This is a genomic window from Methylobacterium iners (genome assembly GCF_022179305.1).
Classification (GTDB): Bacteria; Pseudomonadota; Alphaproteobacteria; order Rhizobiales; family Beijerinckiaceae; genus Methylobacterium; species Methylobacterium iners.
In genome coordinates, this window is sequence record NZ_BPQP01000004.1 from 1 (window position 1) to 26,339 (window position 26,339).

Sequence of the window (26,339 nt, forward strand, 5' to 3'; positions counted from 1 at the left end):
GGCCGAGTAGGGCGAGCGCGGGTCGTAGCGGCTCGCCTCCGTGAAGAAGGCCTCGGGCGGCAGCGAGCCGTAGACCTCGTCCGTCGAGACGTGGAGGAAGCGGAACGCCTCCTTGTCGGCGCTGCCCAAGCCCTCGTAGTGCGTGCGGGCGCCGTCGAGCATGACCTGGGTGCCGATGACGTTGGTGCGCACGAACGCACCCGGATCGGTGATCGAGCGGTCGACATGGCTCTCGGCGGCCAGGTGCATCACGGCCTGGGGCTGGAAGTCCGCGAAGAGCGCGTGGACGGCGGGCGCGTCGCAGATGTCGGCCTGCACCAGGCGGTGGCGGGGATCGCCCTCCAGGCTGGAAAGCGAGACCGGGTTGGCCGCGTAGGTGAGTGCGTCCAGCGTGGCGACCTCGTGCCCGAGATCGTGCACGAGGTGCAGCACCAGCGCCGAACCGATGAAGCCGCACCCACCCGTCACCAAAATCCGCATCGGCTGTCCTCTAGAAGGGGCTGTCGAAGGTCGCGAAAGCGCCTGCGGCGGCATCCTTGCCGGAGAGGCTCGCGGTCTCGCGCGTGACCGGCCACGCGATGGCAAGGTCCGGGTCGTCGAAGGCGATGGCCCCGTCATGGGCCGGATTGTACAGCCCGCCGGACACCTTGTAGGCCACCATCGTGTCGGGGGTGAGCGTGCAGAAGCCGTGCGCGAAGCCCGACGGAATGTAGAGCTGATGACCCTCCTCGGCATCGAGCCGCACGGCCACGTGCCGGCCGTAGCTCGATGAGGCCCGGCGCAGATCCACCGCCACGTCGAGGATCGCGCCCTGGATCACCCGCACGAGCTTACCCTGCGCGAAGGGCGGGGTCTGGAAGTGCAGGCCCCGCAGCGTCCCGACCGGCGCGGAGAAGGACTGGTTGTCCTGCACGAAAACGTCGGCGATGCCCGCCTGCGCCAGCAGGTCTGCCCGATAGGTCTCGCAGAACCAGCCCCGCGCATCGCCGTGGCGGATGGGAGCCACCCGACGCACCGCCGGTATCGCCGTCTCGATCACCTGCATCGGTCGATCCCTTGCGTCCGCCGCATCAAAGTCTTGGCGCGTCGTAGGCAAGCCCTGGTGCTGGATGTCAAGCCTTGCGCCCCCCCCGACGGGCGCGGGCGTTCAGCCCCTCTTCACCGCGGGCGAAGGACATGGTTCGGGCATGCTGCGGCATGCCTTGCCCCCCGCAAACGGGCAGGTTAGTTCATATGTGAACGACGTCCGATCGGGACGCGGATGGGAGGGAAGAAATGAATTTCGGACATCGTGCGCGCCTCGGCCTCGCCGGAACCCTCCTGGCTGGCCTCGTTCTCGGCGGCAGCGCGCTGGCGCAGACCGGCGACGCGAGCGGGGTCTGGCTCACCGAGACTGGGGATTCCAAGGTCCGGCTCTCGCGCTGCGGCGGCGGCTATTGCGGCACCATCGTCAGCACATCGGGCGCAGGCGTCGACGTGAACAATCCCGACGCCTCGAAGCGCTCGCGCAGCCTGGTGGGCGTGCAGATCGTCAATGCCTCGTCGGCCGGTTCCGACGGTTACGAGGGCACCCTCTACAATCCGAAGGACGGCAAGACCTATTCCGGCACCCTCAAGGTCAAAGGGCCCGGCACGGTCGAGGTCGCGGGCTGCGTGATGAGCGTGTTCTGCAAGCGGCAGACCTGGAAGCGCGTGAACTGACACCCGACATCCGGTCGAAGGCGCGGGCGTCCGTGCACAGGCACTCCGCGCCCGCCTCATCCCCCTGATCCGACAGCCTCCGCGACCGCGGCGAGTGCAGCCTCTGCACCGGCGCCGTTCGGGCCTCCGGCCTGAGCCATGTCGCGGCGGCCGCCTCCGCCCTTTCCGCCGAGGTGCTCGGCGCCGGCGCGAACCAGGGCAACCGCGTCGTGGCGCTCGGTCAGGTCCGCCGTAACGCCGACCACGAGCCCGGCCTTGCCATCGGTACCGATGCCGACGAAAGCCACGATCCCCGATGCGAGCTGCGCCTTGCCGGCATCGGCGAGGCTCTTGAGGTCGCGCATCTCGACACCTTCGACCACCCGCGCCATCAGTTTGACGCCGCCGACCTCACGGATGCCGTCGTCGCCCGACGCGGAGCCTCCGCCCAACGCCAGCTTCTTGCGCGCTTCGGCGAGGTCCCGCTCCAGGCGCCGGCGCTCCTCCAGGAGGGCGGCCAGGCGATCCGGCACGTTCGTGATCGGCGCCTTCAGGAGGCCTGCGACCGCGCCGAGGGCCCGGCTCTCCTCCGCCATGTGGTGGCGGGCGGCATCCGCGGTCATCGCCTCGATCCGGCGCACGCCGGCGCCGACAGCGCTCTCGGCGATAACGGAGATGACGCCGATGTCGCCGGTGCGGGCTGCATGCGTGCCGCCGCAGAGTTCCACCGAGAAGGCGTTGGGGCGGCCCCCGCTGGGCGAGGCGACGTCATCGATCGGCCGGCCCATCGACACGACGCGGACTTCGTCGCCGTACTTCTCGCCGAACAGGGCGCGGGCGCCGGATTCCTTGGCCTCCTCCACGCCCATCAGCTTGGTGACGATAGCCTCGTTCTGGAGCAGAACGGCGTTGGCGATGTCCTCGACGGCGCGGATCTCGGCCGGCTCCATGGGCTTCGGGTGGCTGAAATCGAAGCGCAGGCGCTCGGGAGAGACCAGCGACCCCTTCTGCGCGACGTGATCGCCGAGCACCTGGCGCAGAGCCTCGTGCAGAAGGTGCGTCGCCGAGTGGTTGGCACGGATCGCGCGACGACGGGTTGGGTCGACGACGAGCTCCGCCGCTTGCCCCGTGCCGAGGCGTCCCTCCTCCACAGTGACGTGGTGGACGAGGACATCGCCGAGCTTCTTCTCGGTCGCGGTCACGCGCACTTTGCACCCGCCCGCGGCGAGCCGGCCGGTATCGCCCACCTGGCCGCCGGATTCGCCGTAGAAGGGCGTCTGGTTGAGGATCGCAAGCCCGGTCTCGCCGGCCTCCAGGGCAGGAACCTCGGCCCCATCCCGCAGGAGGGCCGTCACGATCCCCTCGGCGGTCTCGGTCTCGTAGCCGAGGAACTCGGTCGCCCCGACGCGCTCACGGATGCCGTACCAGACCGTCTCGGTCGCCGCCTCGCCGGAGCCGGACCAGGCGGCCCGGGCCGCCTTGCGCTGGCGCTCCATCGCCTGGCCGAAGGCGTCGGTGTCGACGCCGATGCCGCGGGCCTTGAGGGCGTCCTGCGTCAGGTCGAGGGGGAAGCCGTAGGTGTCGTAGAGGGTGAAGGCGGTCTCGCCGGACAGGTTCTGGCCGGGGCCGAGGTCGCGGCTCTCCGCGTCGAGGATGGCGAGGCCGCGCTCCAGGGTGCGGCGGAAGCGCGTCTCCTCGAGGCGCAGGGTCTCGGCGATCAATCCTTCCGCGCGGATCAGCTCGGGGTAGGCCGCGCCCATCTCGCGCACGAGGGTGGGCACGAGGCGGAACATGACGGGCTCGCGCGAACCGAGGAGCTCGGCGTGGCGCATGGCGCGGCGCATGATCCGGCGCAGCACGTAGCCGCGACCCTCGTTGCCGGGCAATACGCCGTCGGCCACCAGGAAGGCCGAAGCGCGCAGGTGGTCGGCGATGACCCGATAGGAGGCGACGTTGCCGGGCTCGGGCGGACGTCCCACGGCGTGCGACACGGCGTCGATCAGGGCGCGGAACAGGTCGGTCTCGTAGTTGCTCGTGACGCCCTGGAGGATCGCGGCTATGCGCTCCAAGCCCATGCCGGTATCGATCGAGGGATGCGGCAGGGCGAGGCGGTTGCCCGGCTCGACCTGCTCGTACTGCATGAAGACGAGGTTCCAGAACTCGAGGAAGCGGTCGCCATCCTCGTCGGGGCTGCCGGGCGGACCGCCGCGCAGCGAGGGCCCCTGGTCGATGAAGATCTCGGAGCAGGGCCCGCAGGGGCCGGTGTCGCCCATCTGCCAGAAGTTGTCGGAGGTGCCGATCCGGATGATCTTGTCGTCGGAGAACCCCGCGATCTTCCGCCAGAGGTCGGCCGCCTCGTCGTCGTCGGCATAGACGGTGACGAGCAGGCGGTCCTTGCTCAGGCCGAATTCCCGCGTGATCAGCGTCCAGGCGAGCTCGATCGCCTGGGGCTTGAAGTAATCGCCGAAGGAGAAATTCCCCAGCATCTCGAAGAAGGTGTGGTGGCGGGCGGTGTAGCCGACATTGTCGAGATCGTTGTGCTTGCCGCCCGCTCGGACGCATTTCTGCGCCGTCGTCGCCCGGCTGTAGGGCCGCTTCTCGATGCCGGTGAAGACGTTCTTGAACGGCACCATGCCGGCATTTGTGAACATCAGCGTCGGATCGTTGCGCGGCACGAGCGGCGAGGAGGGCAGCACCGTGTGGCCGCCCCGTGCGAAGTAGTCGAGGAAGGTCGACCGGATCTCGTTGACGCCGCTCATCGCAAAAACTCTGTGGTGGTTCGGGGCCGGTCGCGCGCCACTCCCGATGGCACCGGGCGCGACCCCTCTTCGTGCCCGCGCACTCTTACGGACCTGACACGGCCAAGTCACGGGCCGAGTCACGGGCCGAGTCGCCCACTTCGCTTTGCGGAACGGCCGCGCTAGGACACCGCGCGTCCTGCCCACGACCGATTCAGGGATACCCGCGTGATGCCCATCGAAATCCGCCTTCTCGCCTGGGCCTGCCTGCTCGGCCTCGTCCACATCATCGCGGCCTCCGCGAGCGGATTGCAGCAGCGCGGCGGTTTCGCCTGGGCCGCGGGCAACCGCGAGGGTGAGACCCCGCAGGTGACCGGGGTCGCCGCCCGTCTGGAGAAGGCCTCGAAGAACTTCTTCGAGACCTTTCCGATCTTCGCCGCACTCGTTCTCGCCTGCGCGGCGATCGGGCGACACAACACAGCGGTGGTGCTCGGCGCGCACCTGTATCTCTGGTCGCGGGTCGTCTACCTGCCCGTCTTCGGCTTCGGCGTGCCCCATATCCGCTCGATCGTCTGGGTCGTCTCGATCGTCGGCATCCTGCTCGTCATGTGGGGCCTCTTCATCAAGATCCTGCCCTACGGCACCTGAGCGACGTCACTGGGCCTGCCGCACTTGCCGGCTCCGTTTGCAACCGCATATCGTCGGTGTTCAACCGCCCCGACGAGAGTGGCGGATACCCGGGAGACCTCGATGCGATCGGTTTTATCCGCCACGCTGCTGGCCGGCATTGCCGTCTGTGCGACAACGTTCGGCGCTTACGGCCAGGGAGCGGCGCCCGCCGAGACGAAGGCGAAGGCCGATTCCCTCGAGAAGCTCACGGGGATGCAGAGCACCGGCACCGTCGAGGCGCCGGAGATTCCGCAGACCGGCCGGCGCGCCGACGCGCTCCGCCGGACGCTCGCCAAGATCAAGCTGCCCGAGGGCTTCCGGATCGACCTGTACGCCATCGTGCCGGATGCCCGCTCCATCGCCGTCGGGCCCAATGCCGGCGTGCTGTTCGTGGGCACCCGAAAGACCAAGGTCTTCACGGTGACGGACCGCGACAAGGACCGGGTCGCCGACGAGGTCCGCGCCTTCGCGCCGGGCATCGACTTCAAGATCCCCAACGGGGTTTGCTTCTCGAAGGACGGCGTCCTCACGATTGTCGAGCAGAACCGGGTGCTGTCGTTCCCGGCCGCCGAGTTCTTCTACGAGAGCCCCGATGTGGCGGCCGGCATCCTCGTGAAGCAGGGCGAGCTGATCCCAACCTCCGAGGAGAGCTACAACCACACGGCGCGGGTCTGCCGCGTCGGGCCGGATGGGAAGACCTACATCTCGCTGGGGCAGCCCTACAACGTGCCTCCAGCCGCCAAGCGCGCGCTCTACGAGAAGACCGGTATCGGCGGCATCGTCCGCATGGATGCCGACGGCAAGAACCGCGAGGTCTACGCCACGGGAATCCGCAATTCCGTCGGCATGGATTTCAGCCCCGCCGACAAGTCCCTATGGTTCACGGACAATCAGGTCGACGGCATGGGCGACGACACGCCGCCGGGCGAGCTCAACCGCTCGGTCAAGGCCGGCGAGACGTTCGGATTCCCCTGGTTCGGGGGCGGAGCCGTACGCACGGTGGACTACAAGGACGAGACGCCGCCCAAGGATGCGGTCTTGCCGCAGGCCGAGCTGCCGCCGCACGCGGCCGACCTCGGCATGGTGTTCTACACGGGCAAGATGTTTCCGGCCTCCTATCGCGGCGGCATCTTCATCGCCGAGCACGGCTCGTGGAACCGCACCCAGCCGATCGGCGCGCGGGTGATGTACGTACCCGTCGACAAGGACGGTAAGGCGGGCACGCCGACGCCGTTCGCGGAGGGCTGGCTGACGGGCGACGGCGAGTATCTCGGCCGTCCGACGGACGTCGCCCTGCTCCTCGACGGGTCGCTCCTCGTGTCCGACGACACCGCCGGCGCGATCTATCGCATTTCCTATGAGGCGAAATGATCCCCTTCAGCGCAGGATGGGGGCGGCCGAGACGATCGCCCCCGTTCTTCGCGCGATCCAAGATCGCGAGACCCTGATGGCCCGTGATTCCCTTGCGCGAACGATCCTGGCTCTCGCCCTAGGCGTGAGCTTCGTCTCCGCCGCCGAGGCGGGGGACGCGAAGGCGGGCCGTAAGGCGGCCAGTGCCTGCCAGACCTGCCATGGGATGGACGGCCTGTCGAAGCTTCCCGAAGCCCCCAACCTCGCTGGCCAAGTCGAGATCTATCTTGCGAAGGCGCTCGGCGAGTATCGCGACGGCACCCGCAGGAACGAGGTCATGAACGTGGTGGCCAAGCCCTTGAGCGACGCGGATATCGCCAATCTGGCGGCATACTACGCATCGATCCAGATCGAAGTTATGCCGCCGGGGTAGTGCCGTACCAGATCGCCCTCTTCATCATCGAGGCGGTCACTCCGATACGGCACAAGATGACAAAAACCGCCGGGCGCGATGCCCGACGGTCTTCGTTTCGTCCGTTAAATCCGTCCCGATGAGCCTGACTCACCGGGAGCCGTGCGTCAGGCTTCGCCCTCGTCGAGGTCGTCGTCGGTCGGCGTGGCGTTCTCCAGGATCTTCTCGGCGACGAGGCCGGAATTCTGGCGGATCGAGGCCTCGATCTTCATCGCGATGTCCGGGTTGTCGCGCAGGAAGCCCTTCGAGTTCTCGCGGCCCTGACCGAGCCGCTGACTCGCATGCGAGAACCAGGCGCCGGACTTCTCGACGATGCCGGCTTTGACGCCGAGGTCGATCAGCTCGCCGACCTTAGAGATGCCCTCGCCGAACATGATGTCGAACTCGACCTGCTTGAAGGGCGGCGCGACCTTGTTCTTGACGACCTTGACGCGGACCTGATTGCCGATGGCCTCGTCGCGATCCTTGAGGGTCGAGATGCGGCGGATGTCGAGACGCACCGAGGCGTAGAACTTCAGGGCGTTGCCGCCCGTCGTGGTCTCGGGGCTGCCGTACATCACGCCGATCTTCATCCGGATCTGGTTGATGAAGATGACCATGCACTTCGAGCGCGAGATCGAGCCCGTGAGCTTGCGCAGGGCCTGGCTCATCAGCCGGGCCTGAAGGCCGGGCTGGCTGTCGCCCATCTCGCCCTCGATCTCGGCCCGCGGCGTCAGGGCCGCCACCGAATCGACCACGAGCACGTCGATGGCGCCGGAGCGGACGAGAGTGTCGGTGATCTCCAGCGCCTGCTCACCCGTGTCGGGCTGCGAGATCAGGAGGTCGTCGAGGTTCACGCCGAGCTTGCGCGCGTAGATCGGGTCGAGGGCGTGTTCCGCGTCGACGAAGGCGCAGACGCCGCCCTTCTTCTGGGCCTCGGCGATGGTGTGCAGGGCGAGCGTCGTCTTGCCCGAGGATTCCGGACCGTAGATCTCGATGACGCGGCCGCGCGGCAGGCCGCCGACGCCGAGCGCGATGTCGAGGCCGAGCGAACCGGTGGAGACGGTCTCGACCTCCGCGACCTTGTCGTTCTTGCCCAGCCGCATGATCGAGCCTTTGCCGAAGGCGCGCTCGATCTGGGACAGGGCTGCGTCGATCGCCTTCGCCCGGTCTTTGTCCACCATCGGGTTTTCCACCACTTTCAATGCGGGCTGAGCCATCCGGCGGCATCCTTATGCATGGGGCGGGCGCGGTTCTCAATCTCGCGCCGAGACCGATTTTGTACTCTTTTTGTTCTCGTCCCGCAAGGGCTGCGGCGACATCAGCGCTCACCGTGCGATGATTTCCTTCACCGTCTCGACGAGCTGCTTCAGGCTGAAGGGCTTGGGCAGAAAGTTGAAGGCCTCGCCCTCGGGCAGGTTCTTGCGGAAGGCGTCCTCGGCGTAGCCGGACACGAAGATCACCTTCAGGTCAGGCCGGTGCTGGCGCAGGCGCATCAGGAGGGTTGGCCCATCCATTTCCGGCATCACGACGTCGGAGACGACGAGATCGATCGGCTGCCCCTCGTCGGCAATGATGCGCAGGGCCTCGACGCCGGAGGCCGCCTCCAAGACCGTGTAGCCGCGAGCCGAGAGGGCCCGGCTGTTCACGGCCCGGACTGGGTCCTCGTCCTCGACGAGGAGGATGGTGCCCTGGCCGGTATGGTCGGCTCCGGGCTTGCGCGGAGTGGGCTTGCTCGGCGCCGTGCCGGCCTCGCGCGGCGCGGACAGCGCCACCACCTCGGCCGACCCGGTTCCGACATCCGGCAGGCTTTCTACCACCGGCTCCGTCACCTCGGACGGCACGTGGCGCGGCAGGTAGATGCGGAAGGCGGTGCCCTCCCCCAACGTCGACTGCACGTCGATCGTGCCGCCGCTCTGCTTGACGATGCCGAACACCGTCGAGAGGCCGAGCCCCGTGCCCTTGCCGATCTCCTTGGTGGTGAAGAACGGCTCGAAGATCTTCTCCATGACCTCGGGCGGGATGCCCTCGCCGGTGTCGAGCACCTCTACGAGGACATGGTCCCCGGCGGGCGCGCCGGGCGGTCTGTCGTGGGTGTCCTGCACGACGTTGGCGGTCCGGATGCGCAGGCGCCCGCCCTCAGGCATCGCATCGCGGGCGTTCACCGCGAGGTTCACGATGACTTGCTCGAACTGGTTGACGTCCGCCTTGATCGGCCAGACGTCGCGACCGTGCTTGAGGTCGAGGTCGACCCGCTCGCCGAGCAGCCGCTTCAGGAGCAGCGTGAGGTCGGCCAATGCCTCGCCCACGTTCATCACCTCCGGCCGCAGGGTCTGGCGGCGCGAGAAGGCGAGCAGCTGGCGCACCAGGCTCGCGGCCCGGTTCGCGTTCTGCTTGATCTGCATGATGTCCTGGAACGCCGGATCGGTCGGCCGGTGGCTCGCGAGCAGCAGGTCCGAATAGCCGATGATCGCCTGCAGGACGTTGTTGAAGTCGTGGGCGATGCCGCCGGCGAGTTGGCCGACCGTGTCCATCTTCTGGGTCTGTGCGATCTGCTGCTCGAGCTGGCGCTGCGCGGTCGTATCGAGGGCGTAGAGGATGATGCCCTCGCGGTCCGCCTCGGCTCCGCTGGGCTCCGCGCCGGACCCGTCGGTGCCGGCCGGGCTCAGCCAGACCCGGGCCGAGCGGTTGCCCGGACCGGCCACGGCGATCTCGATCGGCTGGACCTCGGCGAGACCGCTGACCGCCTTGGCGAGCGCCGCCTCGAAGGCGGAACGGTCGCGCTCGGCCAGCGCCTCCCACATCGTCGGCTCGATTGTGCCGTCGCTTCCGGCGTCCGGCACCGACTGGCGTGGGACCCCGCCGAACAGCCGCGCGAAGGAGGCGTTGGCCCGGCCGATGCGGCCGTTCCGGTCCAGCGTCGCGATGGCGATCGGGCTGTTGTTGAGGAAGCGGGCGAGCCGCACTTCCGCCGCCCGCTGCGGCTCGTCGCTCTCGGCCCCGGCCGAGCGGTTCAGCACGAAGGTCCGCGAGGGGCCCGGCTTGCTGTCCTGCCCGAAGGCGACGCGGTGGTAGAGCCGGGCGGGCAGCGGATGGCCGTTGCGCCGTCGCAGGTCGATGTCGAAGCGGTCGGTCCGGACCTCCCCGGGCTGGCCGGCCGCCGTGACCAGCATCTCGGCACCCGGTGCGATGTCGGCCAGCCGCAGCCCGCCAGAGCCGACCGTGGCAAGGTCGTAGCCGAGCCAGGAGGCCAGGGTCGCGTTCATGTAGACGATGGCGCCGGCCGGATCGATCGAGAGGAAGCCGGCCGGCGCGTGGTCGAGGTAGTCGATCGCGTGCTGGAGCTCCTGGAAGACGTTCTCCTGGCGCTCGCGCTCGTGGGTGATGTCGGCCACCGTCCAGAGGGTCGCAGGCTTGCGAGGCCGGTCGACGGGGCGCACCGCGATCCGGAACCAGGCGAAGGCCCGCCCAGCCCCGTCGGGGGGCGGCGCCATCCGGATCTCCTCGACATGGGCGCGGCCGTCGCGGGCGCCCTGCGCCAGGCGGTAGATCGCCTCGGAGACCTCCGGCGAGCCCACGAAGATCCGCTCGACCGGCTTGAGGTTGGCGAAGCTGTCCCCGCCGGCGATGCGCAGGTAGGCCTCGTTGGCGTAGATGAGCCGGCCACCGTCCTCGACGACGATCCCGCCCTCCGGCGCCGCGTCGACGATGGCCTTGGTGATGTCGTCCCGCCCGGCCTGGCCGGAGAGCTGGATCGCACCGATGGCGAGCGCGAACAGGAAGAACACGCCGGCCATGGCGAGAAGCGCGAGCAGCCCGAGGATGAGCGGCTGGGCCTGGTCGCTAGCGACGAAGGAGATACCGACCGCCGCGCCGACGAGAAGCCCCGCCAGCACCAGCAGCATGCCGACGCGGCCGGGCCGCTCGGATCGGTCGATCGAACTCGTTGCAGGCGTCGTCGGTCCGCGCAACTCAGCCATCCGGCGCCAAATACTCTCTCACGCTCCGGGTTAGCGCTCCGCTTGCCGAGGCAGCAAGGGGGTATCCTGCGGAGCTTACCGAAAAGTCTCGCGAAAAAAGGTGCATAAACCGTGGCTTGCGGCTCCGCGCAATCACGCGGCCCGGCGCTTGAGGCGCAGGACGAAGCCGATCACCTCCGCCACCGCCCGGTAATGCTCGGCCGGGATCTCCTCGTCGATGTCCACGGTGGCGTGCAGCGCGCGGGCGAGCGGCGGGTTCTCCATGATGGGCACGTCGTGCTCGGTCGCGACCGCGCGGATGCGCAGGGCGAGGGAGTCGACGCCCTTGGCGACGCAGATCGGTGCCGCCATGCCGGGCTCGTAGCGCAGGGCGACCGCGTAGTGGGTCGGGTTCGTGACGATCACGGTCGCCTCGGGCACCGCGGCCATCATACGCTTTCGCACGCGGGAGGCCCGGATCTGCTTCATGCGGCCCTTCACCTCGGGGCTGCCCTCGCTCTCCTTATGCTCCTGCTTCAGCTCCTCCTTCGACATGCGCAGGCGCTGGTGCCAGCGGAAGCGCTGGTAGACGGCATCCGCCATCGCGATCACCACGAAGATGGCGAGGACGCCGCCCATCAGCTTGAGCACGAGGGTCAGCACCGCCTGCAATCCAGCGGCGGGCTCGAGCCGTGCGAAGGTCTCGAGACGGTCGCGCTCGCTCCAGAGGATGGTGCCCGCGACGACGCCGACGATGGTGAGCTTGGCGAGCCCTTTGCCGAACTGAACCAGCGCCTCCATGCCGAAGATGCGCTTGGCGCCGGCCATCGGCGAGACCCGCTCCCATTTCGGTCCGAGGGTCTCGGTGGTGAAGACGAGTGGGTGCTGCAGCAGACCGGCGGCGAGACCGGCCACCGCCACGAGCCCGACCGGCACGGCGAGGGCCTGAAGGCAGATCATCAGCGTGCGCAGGCCGATCGCGCCGTAGGCGTGCGCGTCGGAGGGGACGGCATGAGCGTTCATCAGGAAGCCGCGCATGCTCAATACGAGGGCCTGCGCGATCGGTCCCGCCGCGAGCAGCAGCGCCAGCGTAAAGGCCGCCAGGATGAAGAAGGTGTTGATCTCGGGGCTGTTGGCGACGTTGCCCTGCTCGATCGCCTTTTCGATGCGCCGCGGGGTCGGGTCTTCTGTCTTGTCTTCCTGCTCTGCACCTTCGGCCAAGGCTCAGATCCCCTTCTGCGCGCGGGGCGTCAGCGCCCGGTGAGCTGGACAAGGTAGCGGCCGATGTCGTCGAGAAAGACCCCCATCATGATCCCGAGGCTGCCGAACAGGATCAGCATTCCAATCATGACGGAGGCCGGCACGCCGACGAAGAACACCTGCATCTGCGGCATCAACCGCGAGATGACGCCGAGCCCGATGTTGAACAGGATGCCGAAGGCGATGAAGGGCGCCGAGATCTGCACCGCGAGCCCGAAGCCGCGCGCGACCGCCTTCAGCGCCAGGGTGGCGGCCTCGCCCATGCCCGGCACCCCGTTCGGCGGCAGCAGCATGTAGCTGCGCCCGATCGCCTCGAGGGCGAGGTGATGCAGGTCGGTGGCGAGGATGAGGGTGACGCCGAGCAGCGTGAGGAAGTTGCCGAGCGCCGCCTGCTGCCCCCCCATCGTCGGGTCGACGGTCATGGCGTATCCGAGGCCGAGCTGCTGCGAGAGGATGAGTCCGGCGGTCTGCAGGGCGGCCAGCACCATCCGCACGGTCAGGCCGAGCATCAGCCCGATCAGGATCTCGCCGAAGAGCAGCGTGATCAGCGCCGGTCCGGCGATGGCGCCGCCCTCCGTCGGCAGCAGCGGCCGGACCATCGGAAACAGGATCAGCGTGACGAGCAGCGCGAAGGCGAGGCGGATGCGCGGCGAGATGAGCTGCTCGCCCAGGCCCGGCATCAGCATGATCAGCGTGCCGACCCGGGCGAAGGTGAGCAGGAAGGCCGCCGCGATGCCGGGCAGGAGGAGATTCATGCGCTGTCATAGCACGGGCCGGAGCCCTCACCCGCCCGATGCGATGCGGGCGGCGATGCGGGTCATGTAGCCGGCGAGCGCGTCGCCCATGAAGGGCAGCATCAGGAGGAGGGCCGCGAAGACCGCGACGATCTTCGGAACGTAGATCAGGGTCTGCTCCTGGATCTGGGTCAGGGCCTGAAGCAGCGAGACCACGAGGCCGACGATCAGCGCGACCATCATCAGCGGCCCCGCGACCTTGAGGAAGACGAAGATCCCGTCGCGGGCGACGTCGAGGATGGCAAGGCCTGTCATTGGATTCTTTGCTCGTGCGTCCGTCGATCTCAATCGTCCCCTCCCCCTTGTGGGGTGGGGTTCGGGGTGGGGTGGTTCTGCCTGGTGAGCGGCAGGGTTACCCAGCCACCCCCACCTCCAACTTCTCCTCGCGAGGAGGAGAAGAGACGCGCTAGATCTGCATCCGCATGATCTCCTCGTAGGCCGAGATCACGCGGTCGCGCACGGCCACCAGGGTCTGCAGCGCGGTCTCGCTCTCGGCCACGGCCGTGACGACGTCGACCACGTTGGCCTTGCCACCGGCCACCGAGAGGGCCTGGGCGTCGGCGTTGCGGCCGGCATCGCCGACCTTGTCGAGGGCCGAGGTCAGGAGCTGGCTGAAGCCGCCGTCCGCGCCGCCGGTGGAGGCGACCTTGGGCATGCCGCCCTTCGGCACGCCGATGTTCTGGATCGCGGCGTAGGTCCCGGCCGCGAAGGCGTTGGTCGGCATGGGCTCGATCTTTCAGCTGCGGGAGGCCTCAGGCCTTGAGGATTTCGAGGGTCTTCGAGATCATCCGGCGCGTGGCGGTGACCATGTTGAGGTTCGCCTCGTAGGAGCGCTGGGCCTCACGCATGTCCATGTTCTCGATCAGCGAATTGACGTTGGGCATGCGCACCTCGCCCCGGGCGTTGGCGGCGGGGTTGCCCGGATCGTACTTCGTGCGGAACGGTGCGTTGTCCCGGCGAACGCGGCCGGCCTCGATCAGGCTGGCGCCAGTCTCGCGGTCGACCTGCTGGCTGAAGGTCGGGATCTTGCGGCGGTAGGGCTCGGCTCCGGCGCTCGCCGGGGCGGAATCGGCGTTGGCGATGTTCTCGGCGATCACGCGCATGCGGCTCGACTGGGCCTTGAGGCCCGAGGCCGCGATGTGCATCGATTTGATGAAGTCCACGGCACGGTCTCCTAAGGGTCAGCGGCGCTCAGCGCTTGCCGATCGCGATCTTCAGGGTCTCGAGGCTCTTCTGGTAGAGCGAGGCCGCGAGCGCGTAGTCGCCCTGGTTCTCGCCGGCCTTCATCATCTCTTCCTCGAGGTTCACGCCGTTGCCGCTCGGCCGGACCTCGAAGCCCTTGAAGCGGCGCGGATCGGCGGCCGGCCCGTCGCCGCCCCCGACGGCGATATGGCCCGGGCTGGTGCGGGCGAGCCCGCCCCCGTCGAGGGCGCTCGCGGGCTGCGAGAGCGCCTCGGCGGCGCGGCCGAACCGCGGTGCCGCAAGGTCGCGCGGCTTGAAGCCGGGCGTGTCGGCATTGGCGACGTTCTCCGCCAGGAGCTTCTGCCGCGTCTGATGCCACTGCATCTTGGTGCGCAGCATGCCGAGGATGGGCAGGTCGGTGACGGACATCGGCGCGGAGCCTTCCCGCGCGGTCGGTGAACCCGGCGCGCTGGGCAAAATCTGCCGCCTGCATGGTTAATGTCGGGTTAAGCCTTTCCTCGCGCGGGCACATCATCCCGGAAGGCGAATAGCTGTTAACGAAGTCTTAACGTTATTGCCCGGGCCCAAGCCAGCCGTGATATTGGCTCCGGCGTGTTGTGTTGGGCGCCTGCCCCTTGGAGCAAAAGATCGCTGTGTTGTCCTCGTTCTTCGGCTCGGAGGGCTCGTCCACTCTCCAATTCGCGATCATCTTTGCCGTCATCGTCACGCTGCTCGCAGCGATCGTGCTGGTGATCCAGAAGCTGACCCGCCGGGGCCTGTCGGTGAGCGCGAAGGCAGGGCAGCGCGGGCGCCAACCCCGGCTCGGCATCGTCGACGTGTACGAGCTCGACCGTGCGCGGCAGCTCATCCTGCTGCGTCGGGACAATGTCGAGCACCTGCTCCTGGTCGGCGGCCCGAACGACGTGGTGGTCGAGCGCAACATCAGCCGCGGCCTCGATGCCCGGGTCGCGGCGGAGCCGGACCTCCGGGCCGAGCCGGCGCCCGCCGCCGAGCCTGCCCGCACGCCGCCTCTGTTTCCCGCGCCTGCCTTCGTTCCGCCCCAGCGCAGGGAAGAGACCTTCCGGGAGCCGGCGCGAGAGCCGGCCTTCGAGATGCCCGTCGTCGTGCCCCCGCCCGTGCCGGGCTCCGTGACGCCCCCGCCCACGGTCGCCCGCCCGCTGGAGATGCCGCCGGCCGGGCCGGAGCCGGACGAGCCCGTGCTCGAGCTCGACGCCGAGCCCGAACCCGTCATCGAGCCGCCCGCCCCGCCGCGGCGCCCCGAGCCGCAGCCGGCGCGGCTGATGCCGCGCTCGACGCCGGCCCTCGTCAACCCGAAGCCGGACGTGGCCTCGGAGCGCGCCCGGGCCCCGGAGCCGCCCCTGCCGCCCCCGCCCGTGCCCGAGCCGGCGCCCGCGCCCGTCGCGAGCCAGCCGATGATGCGGCAGCCTCCGCCCATCCCCGCGCCCTCGCGCGCCGTCGATGCCGCGATCCTCTCGGACATGGCGCGCCAGCTCGAAGAGGCCCTGCGCCGCCCCCCGACGCCCGTGGCCTCCACTGCGCCCCCGACTGAACCCGCAATGGAGCTCCCTTCGTCCGTCGTGAGCCCCGAGCCCGAGGAGGAGGCGCCAGCGGCGGAGCCGGCGCCGCAGCCGGAGTCGGAGCCGCGGGTCGACCCGATCGCCGCGGCGATGTCATCGGCGGGCGAGTCCGCGGGCGAGGACGGGCTGTTCGAGCCGGAGACGCCGCCGCCCTCACTGGCGCCCCCTCCCCCGCCGGCACCCGAACCGCAGCCCCCGGCCCCGTTCCTGCCGGAGCCGCCGCCGAAGGTTTCCGCTGCTCCGCCGCAACCGAGCCCGAAGTCGCAGCCGCAGAATCCCTTCTCCGTCGAGGAGATCGAGGCCGAGTTCGCGCGGCTTCTCGGCCGCCCCCTCGACAAGAAGGGGTAAGCCTTGGGGCCGCACTCGTCGCCGGAGGGGACGCGTTGCGCATCCTGCTGATCAATCCGAACACCTCCGCCTCGGTGACGGATCTCGTCGCGGGCCACGTCCGCCGGATCGCTGGCGAGACGGCCGAGATCGTGCCCGTGACCGGCCGCTTCGGCGCCCGTTACATCGCGAGCCGGGCCGCCGCCGCGATCGCCGGTCATGCCGCCCTCGATGCGCTGGCCGAGAATGGGGCGGGCTGTGATGCGGTCTATCTCGCCTGCTTCGGCGATCCGGGGCTTGCCGCCCTGCGGGAAGTCTCACCCGTGCCGGTCGTAGGCATGGCCGAGGCCTCGTGCCAAGCGGCCTGCGAGGCGGGCGGGCGCTTCGCGATCGTGACGGGCGGCGCGCTTTGGGGACCGATGCTGACCGAGTTCGTCGCCTGGCTCGGCCTCTCCGATCGGCTCGCCTCCGTGCGCACCGTCGCGCCGACGGGCGACCTCATCGCGCGCGATCCCGAGGCAGCCCTCGCGGGGCTTGCCGAGGCCTGCACGCGATGCGCGACGCGGGACGGCGCCGACGCCGTCATCCTCGGAGGCGCGGCCCTGGCCGGCCTCGCCGAGCGCGTCCAGCCGACCGTGCCGGTGCCGGTTCTCTGCTCCGTCGCCGAGGGCACGCGGGCCGTCCTCGCCGCGGCGCGCGGAAGCCTAGTCCGGGGTACGGCACCTCCACTCGAGAGCATCGGTCTCGCGCCCTCCCTCGCACGGCTGCTGGCGCGCGGCTGAACGCCGCTTGCGCCGGCGGCGGACCCGACGCAGGTTGCGGCCGCGATGGTCCCCGTGAAACGACGAATCTCCCGCCTCTCGCGTTCCCTGCCGCTGGCAGGGGCGACGCTCGTCCTGTGCTCCGGCGGAGCCTGGGCCCAGAGCGTCTCCGTCGATCTCGGCACCGGCGGCGTGACCGAGCGTGCCCTTCAGCTCGTCGCGCTGATCACCGTCCTGGCGCTGGCGCCCTCCGTCCTCGTGATGGCGACGTCCTTCACCCGGATCGTCGTGGTGCTCTCGATCCTGCGCACCGCGCTCGGCACGCAGACCGCCCCGCCGAACGCCGTCATCGTCAGCCTGGCCCTGTTCCTGACGGCCTTCGTGATGGCGCCCGTGGGCAAGGAGGCCTACCGCAACGGCATCGAGCCGCTCATCGCCGGGCAGATCACGCAGGCCGTCGCCTTCGAGCGGGCCTCGGCGCCCTTCAAGACCTTCATGCTGAAGAACGTGCGCGAGAAGGACCTCAAGCTCTTCCTCGACATGGCCAAGGCCCCGGTGCCCGCCGGGCCCGAGGCGGTCGGCCTCGAGATCCTCACGCCGGCCTTCATGATCTCCGAGCTGCGCCGTGCCTTCGAGATCGGCTTCCTCCTGTTCATTCCCTTCCTGATCATCGACCTCGTCGTGGCCTCGATCCTCATGGCGGTGGGCATGATGATGGTGCCGCCCGCGACGGTGGCGCTGCCCTTCAAGCTGATCTTCTTCGTGCTCGTCGATGGCTGGACGCTGGTCGCGGGCTCGCTGGTCCAGAGTTACGGGAGCTGAAGCTGCCTCAGGTCGGCGGCTCGGCGGGTGCCTCGGCGTTGGCGGCACTGTCGCCGGGCCCTGCCTCGCGGCGGCCCCGCTCCGGCACCGCGCTCTCCGGATAGCGCTTGCGGTATTCCGCCAGGAAGGCCTGCAGCGTCTCGGCGCTCGTCGCCCGTGAGGCGATCTCGCGAAAGCCCGCCGTCCGCGCAGCGTTGGGCTGCGTCAGGAGCGCGAAGGTGCGGGCGTCGGCGCTCTCGGCCATCGGCCCCGCGAACTTCGCGCGCAGGCGCTCCTGCCCCAGCCCCTCGCCGGCGAGGCCGTAGGCGACGGCCGCGCGGATGATGTCGGCGCGGGCGACGTCGTCCAGCGGCGCGCGGCTGCGCCAGGCCTCGCCGACGAGGGCCTCGTGGGCCTCGCCGGCGTCGCGCCAGCGCCGGCCCGTCCAGAGGATATCGGCCCGCAGGCGCAGGGCGTCGGTGTCGGTCTCGCCCTCGATCGTCTCGAGGGCCAGGTCGGTGCGGGAGAGATCGGAGAGGGCACGCGCCCGCAGCAGCGCCCGGGCGCGGCGCAGATCCTCGGGCAATTCCGGAAGATGCGTCGCGTCCAGCACCTTGAGGGCCAGCATCGGCTTCTCGTCCATTAGCCGGATCGCCGCGACCCTGGCGGCGACGGCGGCCCGGGCGCCGCCGGTGAGACGGTGGTCGACCTGGTGCTGCAGCAGGTCGGCCGCCGAATCGAGCAGGTCGAGCTCTACGAGGCGGTCGGCGAGGCGCCGCACGATCTCGTCGCCGCGGCGACCGATCGGGGCGAAATCCTTGAAGTCGAAGTAGAGCGCGAGCACGGCCACTCCGGAGAGTGCGGCGCCGCGGTCGCCGAGGAACAGGTCGTCGAACAGCGTCTGCGCCGCCTCGTGGAGATTGCGCGCGACCGTCGATTCCGGCGCGATGGCATTGGCCCGGCGCGCCGAGAGAAACGCTTGCCGCCACTGCCCCGCCTGGATGTAGAGCTGCCCGAGCGCGGCGATGGTCTTCGATTCGATCTGCCCGCCGTGCCAGGTCATCAGCAGAGTCTCGAGGCTCTCGAGCGCATCGGCCACCGGCGTCTTGCCCAGCGCCTGCCCGAGGATGGCGGCGCGCAGTGTGGCCTCGGCGCCGACGGGACGGTCCAGGCTGTCGGCGAGCCGGCGATAGGCGTCGAGCGCCGCGACGGTCTGGCCGTTCAGCTCGTCGATGCGGGCGCGCAGGAAGGCGAGCCGCTCGCGCAGCGGCGTCTCGGTGGCCCGCGCGGTGGCCCCGGTGATCTGCCGGGTCGCGGATTCCCAGTCGCCGCTCTCGATGGCGGCCTCCGCCGCACTCGTGCGCAGCAGCGCCTGCAGGTCGTCCGGGTAGCGGTCGAGGGTCGCCGCGGTCGCGCGGAAGGCGGTGTCCGCGGGAGTCCAGCGGCCGGCCTTGGCATCGAGATGGGCGAGCCAGAGCCGCGCCTCGGGGTCGCTGCGGAGCGCGTCAGTGGCGAGGTCGGCGCGCGCCTCGGCGTCGCGGTCCATCCGCGCATGCGCGACGCCGCGCAGGATCGCCACGTCGCGGTTGCCTGCGAGCACCGGATCCTCGGCGGCCGCGACGGCGAGCACGCCGAGCGCCTCGCTCCAGTGCCCGTTGGCGATCATGGTCCGCGCGAGCGTCAGGCGTTGCGGCCCGCGCCCGAGGCGCGGCGCGTCGACGGCGGCCTGGAACTGCTCGCGCAGGGTCTCGCGCACGTCGCCGCGCCGCACGGCGTCCCACGGGCCGCGCTCGATGGCGAGGTCCCGGGCCGCGACGAGAGGCACCTCGGGATTGCGCGCCACGCCGGAGACGGCCATGCCGCCCTCCCGGCCGATCGCGACGCCCTCGACATCGGGCCGCACCAGCAGGTCGTCGACATGGGCGAGCACGGCCACGCCTTGGCGGCTGGGCAGCAGCTCGAAATCCACGAAGGCCTGGCGCTTCGGGATGCCGGCGGGCTTCGGGCCGTAGCCCGTCACCACGGCGATGCGGGCGCCGTCGAACTCGAACCAGGCCGCGCCGCCCGGATTGGGCAGGGCGACGCCGATCCCGATCCGGCCGCCGGCTTCGGGGCGACGGATTGCCGACAGGCTCTCGCTGGCCGCAAGCCCCTCGCCCGCGACGAGCTCCCAGCCCGTCGGCGCGGCGGGATCACCGGTCGGGATCAGGTCGAGAAGGCGGTCGCGCGGCGCGACGAAGCGCAGCGCGAGGAAGTTGCCGGTCCGGGTCGGTTCGCCGACGGGCTGGAAGACCGGATCGCCCGGCGGGGCCTTCACGGGTTCCGCCGTCTCGAAGACCAGCGTCGCGACGCCGGCCCGCTCGAACAGGGCGGCGGCGGGCAGCCGGCGGAAGGGGAAGACCAGACCCGGGCCGGCGGGGCGTTCGACGATGACGCGCGCCGGCTCGCTGGCCGGCATCGGCTGCACCGCTGAGGCTGCTGGTTTCGCCGGCGCTGCGGGGGAAGCAGCAGGCACCGCCGCATCGGCCTGTTCCGCCTGTGCCTTCTCCGGTCCTTTCTCGGCGGCCTTCGCCTCGGTCGCCGGCTTCAGGCGGATGATGTCGAGGGTGGCCCCCTCCTCGTCCCGCCAGGTTCGCACCTCGTAGCCCGCCGCCGGCGTCACGAGCAGCCGGGCACCATCCGCGTCGGTCTCCGTGGCGAGGGCCTCGATCGCGGGCTTGGTGCGGCCGCGGGTGTCGGTCTCGTCGATCCGCCAAGCACCGGGCAGGACGAGCCGCGTTGCGGGGCCGACGCGCTCGAAGCGCGGCGTCGCCTCCGGCGGCAGGCGCAGGCTGAGGCGGGTCAGGGTCGGCAGTTGCGAGAGGTCGAGGGCGACGCGCCGGGGCACGGGCGGGGGCGTGGCGGCGCGGATGGCCGCCTCGGCGACCTGCGCCCGGCGGACGATCTCGGTCACGATCTCCGAGGGCAGCGGGGGCGGTAGGCCGGACCAGCCCTCCGGCAGGAGGTCGATGAAGACGTGCTCGGCGGCCGATTGCACGTTGACTCGGAAGGGCCGGACGAGCGCGACGCGCATCCCGGTCGCGTCGGGATCGCGCCGGACCACGGACACGTAGTCCGGCAGCTCCAGGGCGAGCCGTTCCGGTCCGGACGGGCTGCGCTCGCCGAAGCTCACGATCAGCACGGAGCCGGAGACCTTGGCCGTGACGGACACTGGCGCGTCGAAGGTGAGCGCGATGCGCCCGTAGCGGTCGGCCTGCGTGCCCTTGATCGAGGCGAGGCGCGCGGCGCTCGCCGGCGCGGCCCAGAGCAGGGCCGCCGTGACCAGCGCCATGACCGACGTCACGAACAGTCCGGCCAGGGGCCGGATTCGTCGTGTCGCGATAACGGCCCCCAGTCCCATCGCAGAACGCCAAACCCGGAGGCGGACAGTCTCGTCGAGACCGTCGCCCTACGCCACGCAAGTCCGGGCACTCTCCCCGATCGCGGCTAACGGGCGCTTAATGGGCGGGCGCCGGCCCTCACTTTCGGCCGACGAGGCCGGGGATCACCGTCCCGGCCTCGCCGAAGTTCTCCGCCGCCTTGGCGCAATTGACGGGGACGTCCTTGCCGTAGATCTCGGCATAGGCCCGCACCCGCAGGAGAAGGTCGCCCTGTTCGAGGTCGGACGGGTCGACGCCGAGGCGGGTGACGACGCCCTTGAGCCGCGCCTCGTCGGGCTGCATCTCGGGGCAGGATTCCTTCACGAAGCGGACGAGGCCGGCGAGCTTGGCCGCGTTGTTCTTCTGGCGCTCCGCCTTGGTGTCGGGCGGCCGCGCGTCGATCTCGGGCTGCGCCGCGAGCGGCGTCAGGCAGGCGAGCAGGAGCGCCGCCGCAAGGGTGTGCTTCACCAAGGGATCCCTCCTTCGAGGCTGTTCATCGGCCGAGCGCGATCGCCCGCGCGAAGGCGCTCGCGAACCCGCCGAGCGAGACGGTGATCGCCGTCGGCTCCTTCGCGTCGGGCTTCGTGGCGAAGATCGTGAGGGTCTTGGCCGTCATCATGGTGTCCGTCGCGAGCGTCGGAAGGCTGATCGGAACGAGGCATCCTTCCGCCGAGCAGGTCATGTAGGGCGCGCCCTTGCCCAGAGTCGCGTCGTCGAGCTTGAAGGTCACGCCGGGCTCGATGTCGAAACCGAAGGGCATCAGGATCACGCCATCGGCGCGCCCCTCGACGGGCGTCTTGAGCTCAAGGGCGAATTCACGGCGCCCGCTCCGCGCATTGCCCTGCGCCTGCATGACGACGCAGGCGGCGCGCGCCTCGTCGCGGCTGCAGTTCATGGTCCAGTCGGCATAGGTCTCGCTCACCGTGCTCGCCCCGGCGGGCCAGATGGCCGCGGCGGCCGGCGGTGCGGGCGCGGGAGCCGGGGCAGCCTCTTTCGGCGCGGGCTTCTTCGGTCGCGGCTGAGGCTTTGGCTTGGGCTCGGCCTTGGGCGCCTCCTCGGCCGGCGCCTCCTGCGCGCGAACCGGCGCGACGCCGGGTCCGAAGGCGAGGCCAAGGGCGATCAACGCCAGGAGCAGGCCGTGGGGCTTCGACAGGTGCATGCGGCGTCCTCAACCTTCCGCGACGGGCCGGGCCGCCGCGTACCCGCACGGGCGGGGCGAAGCAATGCGTCGGGACGGGCGCGCCGTCAGCGCGCCGGCCGCGGGCCCGGGTCGATCGCGGGCAGCTCGTTCGGCGGAAGGCCGGCAACGGCGGGTGCGGGCTGGGCGCCGCCGCGAGCCCGGCTCGCCAGCGCCACGGTCAGGCGCTCGGCCGGCTCCGACTGCATCAGGGCCAGGACCTCCGCCATCTTGCGGGGGTTCATCGCGAGGACGATGGGCACCAGCACGTCGAGGGCGAGCCGGTCGAAGACGCGGGCGGCGTCCTTCGGCTTCATCGTCTCGTACATGGTCACGATGTTCTTCAGGGCGGCCTTCTCGGCCTCGGCCTGCTGCGCGTTGCCGCCCCCGCCCTGGGTCTCGGACTTTTTGAGGTCTTGGACGCCCTCCTCCAGCTTGCGCTCCGCGGTGCCGATCACCTGCTCGCGGAGGTCGAGGGCCTCGCTGCGCTGCTTGAGGGCGTCGCGCCGCGACGCGAGCCGTTCCAGCAGCGCGCGCTCTGTGGGCGAAATCGGCTCGGCCGACAGGGACGCCTTCGGTTCCGCCTCCGGCTTGACCTCGGGCGCCTTCTCGCTCTCCTTCGGGGTGACGGAGCCAGTCGTCAGGGGATCGGGGATCTCGTAGCCGGTGCGGGCCTTCGCGATGACGCGGGCGAAGTCCGGCAGAGGGCCGCCAGGCACGGGCCGGTCGGAGCGCACGTCCTCAACGGCAAGCGCCGAGAGCTTGAGCACGAGCAGGCCGACCGCTGCGAGGGTCACGGCATCAATCAGGCGCAGCTTGTATGGCCGGGCCTGCGGGACCCACGCGAAGGTGCCGGGCTTCTTCACGCGGCGCGGCTCCGCAGGCGGCCCAGGGCCCGCTCCGACATGGCGCGTGCCGCGGCGGCAGCAGCGCCGAGGCGCTCGCCGTTGGAGGGCGCGGCGGGCGCAGGCTCAGGCTCGCGCGGGGAGGCCTGCACCGGCACCGGCCGAGGCCCGGCGACGGGTTCCGGCGCAGGCCTCTCGGCGGGCGCTGCGGCGGGCCGACCGGGCTGAGCATGGCTGACGATCGCGGCGATCCGCGCGATCACCGCCTCGCCCGCCGCGATGTGGCCGGAGAGGTCGGCGGCGTAGCGCTCGGCCGTACCGAGGCGCTCGCCCAGCGTCCGGTCGCATTCGTCCAGCGTTGCCCGCAGGCCGGCGATGGCGCGTTCCGCGGTGGAGGTCGCGATGACGAGGTCGCCGATGGTCTGCCGGAGCGCCGCCTCGTCGCCCTTCAGCTTGGCGATGCGTCGGCTGAGCCGCAGGGAGGAGAGGATCGTCGCCACGAGGAGCACGGCGACGAGGGCATCGGCGAGGAGTGTGACGAGGAGGCTCATGGCTTGGCTCACCCGTCGTTGCGGTTGTTCATGGAGGCCTCGAAGGCCTGGAAGGTCGTGCGCGAGCGCCGCAGGGGCCGGGTCAGCTGAACCGCGATGTTGTCGTCGATCCGCCCGATCCGCCCCTGCGTGAGCGCCCAGTCGCCGCAGCGGACCGTGATCAGGTCCGAGGGCTTCGAATCGAACATGATGGTGTCGCCGACCTTCAGCGAGAGCACCTTCTTGAGGGGCAGCATCATCTCGTGGAGCACGGCGTCCATCTTGGCGTCCGCCTGCCAGATCTCGGTGGCGAGGTGGCTCTCCCAGACGTGATCGCGGCCGAGCTTCTCGCCCATGAAGCTCTGCATGAGCAATTCACGGATGGGCTCGATCGTAGCGTAGGGAAACAGGATCTGGAGCTGACCGCCGCGGCCGTCCATGTCGAGCTTGAGGCTGATCAGGATGGCGGCGTTGGCCGGGCGGGTGATGGTGGCGAAGCGCGGGTTCGTCTCGATCCGGTCGATGCCGAAGCGGACCGGCGAGAGCGGCTGGAACGAGAGTTCGAGGTCGGTGAGGATGATCTCGACGAGGCGGCGCACGAGCTGCATCTCGATCGTCGTGAACGGTCGTCCGTCCAGGCGCGAGGACGAGCCGCCGCGCTTGCCGCCGAGGAGCAGGTCCAGGGTCGAGTAGGCCAGGTTCGATTCGACGGTGACGAGGCCCGAATTTTCCCAGGCGTCGGCCCGGAAGACGCCGAGAAGCGTCGGCAGGGGGATGGAGTTGAGGTAGTCGCCGAAGCGAACCGAGGTGATGTTGTCGAGCGTAACCTCGACGTTGTCCTGGAAGAAGTTGCGCAGGCTCGTCGACAGCAACCGGATCATCCGGTCGAAGACGATTTCGAGCATCGGCAGGCGTTCGTACTGAACGACGCCGGAATCGACGATGGCGCGGACGCCGCCCGCCCCCGAGGCGGAGAGCTCGCGCAGCGAGAAGCCGAGGACGCCGTCGATCTCGTCCTGGTTCAGGATGCGGTCGTTGCCGGCGAGCTCCGGGAGATTGTCGGTCTCCCCGTCCTCGATCATCGTCGCCCATTCGGCGGCGACGTCGCTGCTGCCCGCGGTCGTGCCCTGCTCGGCGAGCGCCGCGCCCCATTCGTCGGCGAGCGAATCGCCGCTGCCGCCGTCGCCCTGCTCGAGCAGCGCGGCGGACCAGTCGTCCTCTTCCATCTCGTCGGGTCCGGCCATGGCTCTCGGTACTGTCCTGATCGTGTGGGCCGGCTACTGGACGACCACGTCCTTGAAGAGCACCGCCTCGGCGCGGGCCGGATGGATCGCCACGTTGACCCGCCGCAGCAATTCCTCGCGCAGGCGGTACATGCCGGCCGAACCCGCGAGGTCGCTGGCGCGCAGCTCGCGCATGTAGACCTGGAAGGTGTCCTCGATGCGCGGCATCAGGGGCTTCACCTCGCCCTCGACCTTCGCGTCCTTCAGCTCCAGGGCGACCTTGATCTTGGCGAAGCGGGTCTTGTCCTGGCCGGGCTCGTTGGCGAGGTTGACCATCATCTCCCGCACTTCGAGGAAGACGATGGGCTTCTTGACCTCGGCCATGGCCTTCTCGGCCTCGGCGGCCGGCTTCTTCTTCATCATGAAGTAGCCCCCACCGCCGCCTGCGAGCAGCAGCACCGCGCCGGCGATCATGATGAGCTTCTTCTTCGAGCCCTGCGGGGCTTCGCCCTCCGCCGCCTCGCCTTCGGCGGCGGGCGCCTTTTTCGGCTTCTTGGCCATCTTGCGCGCCCTCAAAGGTCCGGGACCAAATCCCGCCGAGCATGTCGTGAGACACGGCTTCGTTGAGAGATATCGAGCGTCACGGTTAACGCGTCGTTAAGGCGGCAAAAGCTGCCGGGTCGGACCTGCCGAGGGACGGGATCGACTGGGGCCGACTATGAGCGTTCGTGCGGCTAACCACCTCTCAGTTCTAGGGAATTTCGGCCGCCGCCGGTTGGCACGGCCCATGCGGACATGATCACCGTCGCCGTCTCGCTGGGCCTGGTCAATCGATGCAGAACGCACTGTTCGTCGGAGTTTCGAGCCAGGTTGCGCTCCAGCGTGATCTAGAGGTGATCGCCAACAACATGGCGAACGTCTCGACCAACGGCTTCAAGACCCGCAACACCCGCTTCCAGGAATACCTGATGCCGGTGGCGAGCGCCGATTCCTTCAAGCGGCCCGACCGCAAGCTCTCCTACGTCATCGACCAGGGCACGGCCCTCGACCTTGGCCAGGGCCCGATCGAGCAGACGGGCAACCCGCTGCACGTGGCCCTGCGCGGCGAGGCCTTCCTCGCCGTTCAGACGCCGGAGGGCGAGCGCTACACCCGCAACGGCGCCCTGGAGACCGATGCGCAGGGCCGGATCGTCACCAGCGACGGCTACCCCGTGCAGGGCGACGGCGGCCCCATTCAGATCAACGCGCAGGAGGCCGGCCTCTGGATCGGCCCGGACGGGACGGTCTCGACCAATCTCGGCATCCGCGGGCGCCTGCGCCTCGTCACCTTCGCGAACCCGCAGGGTCTGACGAACCAGGGCGCCAACCTCTACGCCTCGCGGGACCAGCCGCAGGCCGCAGGCCTCGCCGGCAGGCTCGAGTCCGGGGCGCTCGAGCGCTCGAACGTCAAGCCGGTCGTCGAGATGACCCGGCTCATGGACGTGAACCGCACCTACACCATGGTCTCGAGCGTGATCTCACGCCTCGACGAGTTGCGCGGCACGGCGATCCGCCGTCTCGCCGACGTCGCTTAAG

General features: G+C 70.0%; 26 protein-coding genes. 8 read left to right on the top strand and 18 right to left on the bottom strand.

What is annotated here, in order from left to right; all coding sequences use genetic code 11:
- On the bottom strand, positions 1-480 hold a 480-nt coding region (locus MFF55_RS00970; RefSeq protein WP_238242184.1), incomplete at its 3' end, for a dTDP-glucose 4,6-dehydratase.
- 10 nt (positions 481-490) lie between these two features.
- Complete coding sequence (rfbC, locus tag MFF55_RS00975; protein ID WP_238242187.1) at positions 491-1,045, bottom strand: dTDP-4-dehydrorhamnose 3,5-epimerase; 555 nt, start codon at positions 1,043-1,045, stop codon at positions 491-493.
- A gap of 230 nt (positions 1,046-1,275) precedes the next feature.
- On the opposite strand from rfbC, the gene MFF55_RS00980 reads away from it, so the two are divergent.
- Positions 1,276-1,701, top strand: a complete 426-nt coding sequence (locus tag MFF55_RS00980; RefSeq protein ID WP_238242189.1) for a DUF2147 domain-containing protein — start codon at positions 1,276-1,278, stop codon at positions 1,699-1,701.
- Positions 1,702-1,757: 56 nt separating this feature from the next.
- On the opposite strand, the gene alaS is transcribed toward MFF55_RS00980, so the two are convergent.
- The gene (alaS, locus tag MFF55_RS00985; RefSeq protein ID WP_238242190.1) at positions 1,758-4,439 is read right to left on the bottom strand and encodes an alanine--tRNA ligase; all 2,682 of its coding nucleotides are present in this window, start codon (positions 4,437-4,439) and stop codon (positions 1,758-1,760) included.
- Between the two features lie 210 nt (positions 4,440-4,649).
- On the opposite strand from alaS, the gene MFF55_RS00990 reads away from it, so the two are divergent.
- The 3 genes from MFF55_RS00990 (at position 4,650) to MFF55_RS01000 (ending at position 6,870) form a co-directional block, all read left to right on the top strand.
- Positions 4,650-5,066, top strand: coding sequence for an MAPEG family protein (locus MFF55_RS00990; protein WP_238242192.1), 417 nt, complete (start codon positions 4,650-4,652; stop codon positions 5,064-5,066).
- A gap of 102 nt (positions 5,067-5,168) precedes the next feature.
- Positions 5,169-6,458, top strand: coding sequence for a PQQ-dependent sugar dehydrogenase (locus MFF55_RS00995; RefSeq protein ID WP_238242194.1), 1,290 nt, complete (start codon positions 5,169-5,171; stop codon positions 6,456-6,458).
- A 76-nt stretch (positions 6,459-6,534) separates the two neighbouring features.
- Complete coding sequence (locus MFF55_RS01000; RefSeq protein ID WP_238242351.1) at positions 6,535-6,870, top strand: c-type cytochrome; 336 nt, start codon at positions 6,535-6,537, stop codon at positions 6,868-6,870.
- A gap of 146 nt (positions 6,871-7,016) precedes the next feature.
- Here MFF55_RS01000 and recA read toward each other — a convergent pair whose 3' ends face one another.
- From recA to flgB, 8 genes are all read right to left on the bottom strand, one after another.
- Positions 7,017-8,108: a recombinase RecA gene (gene recA, locus MFF55_RS01005; protein ID WP_238242196.1), complete on the bottom strand. Its 1,092-nt coding sequence runs from the start codon at positions 8,106-8,108 to the stop codon at positions 7,017-7,019.
- A 108-nt stretch (positions 8,109-8,216) separates the two neighbouring features.
- Positions 8,217-10,868: a cell cycle histidine kinase CckA gene (gene cckA, locus MFF55_RS01010; RefSeq protein WP_238242197.1), complete on the bottom strand. Its 2,652-nt coding sequence runs from the start codon at positions 10,866-10,868 to the stop codon at positions 8,217-8,219.
- Positions 10,869-11,000: 132 nt separating this feature from the next.
- The gene (flhB, locus tag MFF55_RS01015) at positions 11,001-12,068 is read right to left on the bottom strand and encodes a flagellar biosynthesis protein FlhB (RefSeq protein WP_238242204.1); all 1,068 of its coding nucleotides are present in this window, start codon (positions 12,066-12,068) and stop codon (positions 11,001-11,003) included.
- Between the two features lie 29 nt (positions 12,069-12,097).
- Positions 12,098-12,862, bottom strand: coding sequence for a flagellar biosynthetic protein FliR (fliR, locus tag MFF55_RS01020; protein WP_238242206.1), 765 nt, complete (start codon positions 12,860-12,862; stop codon positions 12,098-12,100).
- Positions 12,863-12,889: 27 nt separating this feature from the next.
- On the bottom strand, positions 12,890-13,156 hold the full coding sequence (fliQ, locus tag MFF55_RS01025) for a flagellar biosynthesis protein FliQ (RefSeq protein ID WP_238242207.1): 267 nt from the start codon (positions 13,154-13,156) through the stop codon (positions 12,890-12,892).
- Between the two features lie 151 nt (positions 13,157-13,307).
- Positions 13,308-13,625, bottom strand: a complete 318-nt coding sequence (gene fliE / locus MFF55_RS01030; protein WP_238242210.1) for a flagellar hook-basal body complex protein FliE — start codon at positions 13,623-13,625, stop codon at positions 13,308-13,310.
- A gap of 28 nt (positions 13,626-13,653) precedes the next feature.
- Positions 13,654-14,064, bottom strand: coding sequence for a flagellar basal body rod protein FlgC (flgC, locus tag MFF55_RS01035; protein ID WP_238242211.1), 411 nt, complete (start codon positions 14,062-14,064; stop codon positions 13,654-13,656).
- A gap of 28 nt (positions 14,065-14,092) precedes the next feature.
- Positions 14,093-14,512, bottom strand: a complete 420-nt coding sequence (gene flgB / locus MFF55_RS01040; RefSeq protein ID WP_238242212.1) for a flagellar basal body rod protein FlgB — start codon at positions 14,510-14,512, stop codon at positions 14,093-14,095.
- Between the two features lie 224 nt (positions 14,513-14,736).
- Between flgB and MFF55_RS01045 the strand changes: the two genes are divergently transcribed.
- Genes MFF55_RS01045 through fliP form a run of 3 tightly spaced genes read left to right on the top strand, consistent with a single transcriptional unit; the run spans position 14,737 to position 17,591 of the window.
- Positions 14,737-16,029 (top strand): hypothetical protein, encoded by a 1,293-nt coding sequence (locus MFF55_RS01045; protein ID WP_306421370.1) that lies wholly within the window; start codon positions 14,737-14,739, stop codon positions 16,027-16,029.
- Positions 16,030-16,064: 35 nt separating this feature from the next.
- Positions 16,065-16,790, top strand: a complete 726-nt coding sequence (locus MFF55_RS01050; protein ID WP_238242216.1) for an aspartate/glutamate racemase family protein — start codon at positions 16,065-16,067, stop codon at positions 16,788-16,790.
- Positions 16,791-16,835: 45 nt separating this feature from the next.
- Positions 16,836-17,591: a flagellar type III secretion system pore protein FliP gene (fliP, locus tag MFF55_RS01055; protein ID WP_238242222.1), complete on the top strand. Its 756-nt coding sequence runs from the start codon at positions 16,836-16,838 to the stop codon at positions 17,589-17,591.
- 7 nt (positions 17,592-17,598) lie between these two features.
- Here fliP and MFF55_RS01060 read toward each other — a convergent pair whose 3' ends face one another.
- The 7 genes from MFF55_RS01060 to fliL form a co-directional block, all read right to left on the bottom strand.
- Positions 17,599-20,970, bottom strand: a complete 3,372-nt coding sequence (locus MFF55_RS01060) for a bacterial transcriptional activator domain-containing protein (protein WP_373874686.1) — start codon at positions 20,968-20,970, stop codon at positions 17,599-17,601.
- Positions 20,971-21,088: 118 nt separating this feature from the next.
- On the bottom strand, positions 21,089-21,457 hold the full coding sequence (locus tag MFF55_RS01065) for a hypothetical protein (protein ID WP_238242224.1): 369 nt from the start codon (positions 21,455-21,457) through the stop codon (positions 21,089-21,091).
- Between the two features lie 25 nt (positions 21,458-21,482).
- Complete coding sequence (locus MFF55_RS01070) at positions 21,483-22,148, bottom strand: invasion associated locus B family protein (protein WP_238242225.1); 666 nt, start codon at positions 22,146-22,148, stop codon at positions 21,483-21,485.
- Positions 22,149-22,234: 86 nt separating this feature from the next.
- Positions 22,235-23,032, bottom strand: a complete 798-nt coding sequence (locus MFF55_RS01075) for a MotE family protein (RefSeq protein ID WP_238242227.1) — start codon at positions 23,030-23,032, stop codon at positions 22,235-22,237.
- Positions 23,029-23,562, bottom strand: coding sequence for a DUF6468 domain-containing protein (locus MFF55_RS01080; protein ID WP_238242228.1), 534 nt, complete (start codon positions 23,560-23,562; stop codon positions 23,029-23,031). The genes MFF55_RS01075 and MFF55_RS01080 overlap by 4 nt, the downstream gene beginning before the upstream one ends.
- 8 nt (positions 23,563-23,570) lie before the next feature.
- The gene (gene fliM / locus MFF55_RS01085; protein ID WP_238242229.1) at positions 23,571-24,785 is read right to left on the bottom strand and encodes a flagellar motor switch protein FliM; all 1,215 of its coding nucleotides are present in this window, start codon (positions 24,783-24,785) and stop codon (positions 23,571-23,573) included.
- A 33-nt stretch (positions 24,786-24,818) separates the two neighbouring features.
- Positions 24,819-25,325, bottom strand: a complete 507-nt coding sequence (gene fliL, locus MFF55_RS01090) for a flagellar basal body-associated protein FliL (protein ID WP_238242231.1) — start codon at positions 25,323-25,325, stop codon at positions 24,819-24,821.
- A 272-nt stretch (positions 25,326-25,597) separates the two neighbouring features.
- On the opposite strand from fliL, the gene flgF reads away from it, so the two are divergent.
- Positions 25,598-26,338, top strand: coding sequence for a flagellar basal-body rod protein FlgF (gene flgF, locus MFF55_RS01095; protein WP_238242232.1), 741 nt, complete (start codon positions 25,598-25,600; stop codon positions 26,336-26,338).
- The last annotated feature ends 1 nt before the right edge of the window (position 26,339 follow it).

Excerpts from the sequence above, each read along its gene's own strand:
- flgB (WP_238242212.1), bottom strand. The coding sequence starts at position 14,512 with ATGTCCGTCACCGACCTGCCCATCCTCGGCATGCTGCGCACCAAGATG.
- MFF55_RS01000 (WP_238242351.1), top strand. The coding sequence starts at position 6,535 with ATGGCCCGTGATTCCCTTGCGCGAACGATCCTGGCTCTCGCCCTAGGC.
- fliE (WP_238242210.1), bottom strand. The coding sequence starts at position 13,625 with ATGCCGACCAACGCCTTCGCGGCCGGGACCTACGCCGCGATCCAGAAC.
- fliL (WP_238242231.1), bottom strand. The coding sequence starts at position 25,325 with ATGGCCAAGAAGCCGAAAAAGGCGCCCGCCGCCGAAGGCGAGGCGGCG.
- flgF (WP_238242232.1), top strand. The coding sequence starts at position 25,598 with ATGCAGAACGCACTGTTCGTCGGAGTTTCGAGCCAGGTTGCGCTCCAG.
- cckA (WP_238242197.1), bottom strand. The coding sequence starts at position 10,868 with ATGGCTGAGTTGCGCGGACCGACGACGCCTGCAACGAGTTCGATCGAC.
- MFF55_RS00990 (WP_238242192.1), top strand. The coding sequence starts at position 4,650 with ATGCCCATCGAAATCCGCCTTCTCGCCTGGGCCTGCCTGCTCGGCCTC.
- fliQ (WP_238242207.1), bottom strand. The coding sequence starts at position 13,156 with ATGACAGGCCTTGCCATCCTCGACGTCGCCCGCGACGGGATCTTCGTC.
- MFF55_RS01060 (WP_373874686.1), bottom strand. The coding sequence starts at position 20,970 with ATGGGACTGGGGGCCGTTATCGCGACACGACGAATCCGGCCCCTGGCC.
- fliR (WP_238242206.1), bottom strand. The coding sequence starts at position 12,862 with ATGAATCTCCTCCTGCCCGGCATCGCGGCGGCCTTCCTGCTCACCTTC.
- recA (WP_238242196.1), bottom strand. The coding sequence starts at position 8,108 with ATGGCTCAGCCCGCATTGAAAGTGGTGGAAAACCCGATGGTGGACAAA.
- fliP (WP_238242222.1), top strand. The coding sequence starts at position 16,836 with ATGGTCCCCGTGAAACGACGAATCTCCCGCCTCTCGCGTTCCCTGCCG.
- alaS (WP_238242190.1), bottom strand. The coding sequence starts at position 4,439 with ATGAGCGGCGTCAACGAGATCCGGTCGACCTTCCTCGACTACTTCGCA.
- rfbC (WP_238242187.1), bottom strand. The coding sequence starts at position 1,045 with ATGCAGGTGATCGAGACGGCGATACCGGCGGTGCGTCGGGTGGCTCCC.
- MFF55_RS00980 (WP_238242189.1), top strand. The coding sequence starts at position 1,276 with ATGAATTTCGGACATCGTGCGCGCCTCGGCCTCGCCGGAACCCTCCTG.
- MFF55_RS01070 (WP_238242225.1), bottom strand. The coding sequence starts at position 22,148 with ATGCACCTGTCGAAGCCCCACGGCCTGCTCCTGGCGTTGATCGCCCTT.
- MFF55_RS01080 (WP_238242228.1), bottom strand. The coding sequence starts at position 23,562 with ATGAGCCTCCTCGTCACACTCCTCGCCGATGCCCTCGTCGCCGTGCTC.
- MFF55_RS00995 (WP_238242194.1), top strand. The coding sequence starts at position 5,169 with ATGCGATCGGTTTTATCCGCCACGCTGCTGGCCGGCATTGCCGTCTGT.
- fliM (WP_238242229.1), bottom strand. The coding sequence starts at position 24,785 with ATGGCCGGACCCGACGAGATGGAAGAGGACGACTGGTCCGCCGCGCTG.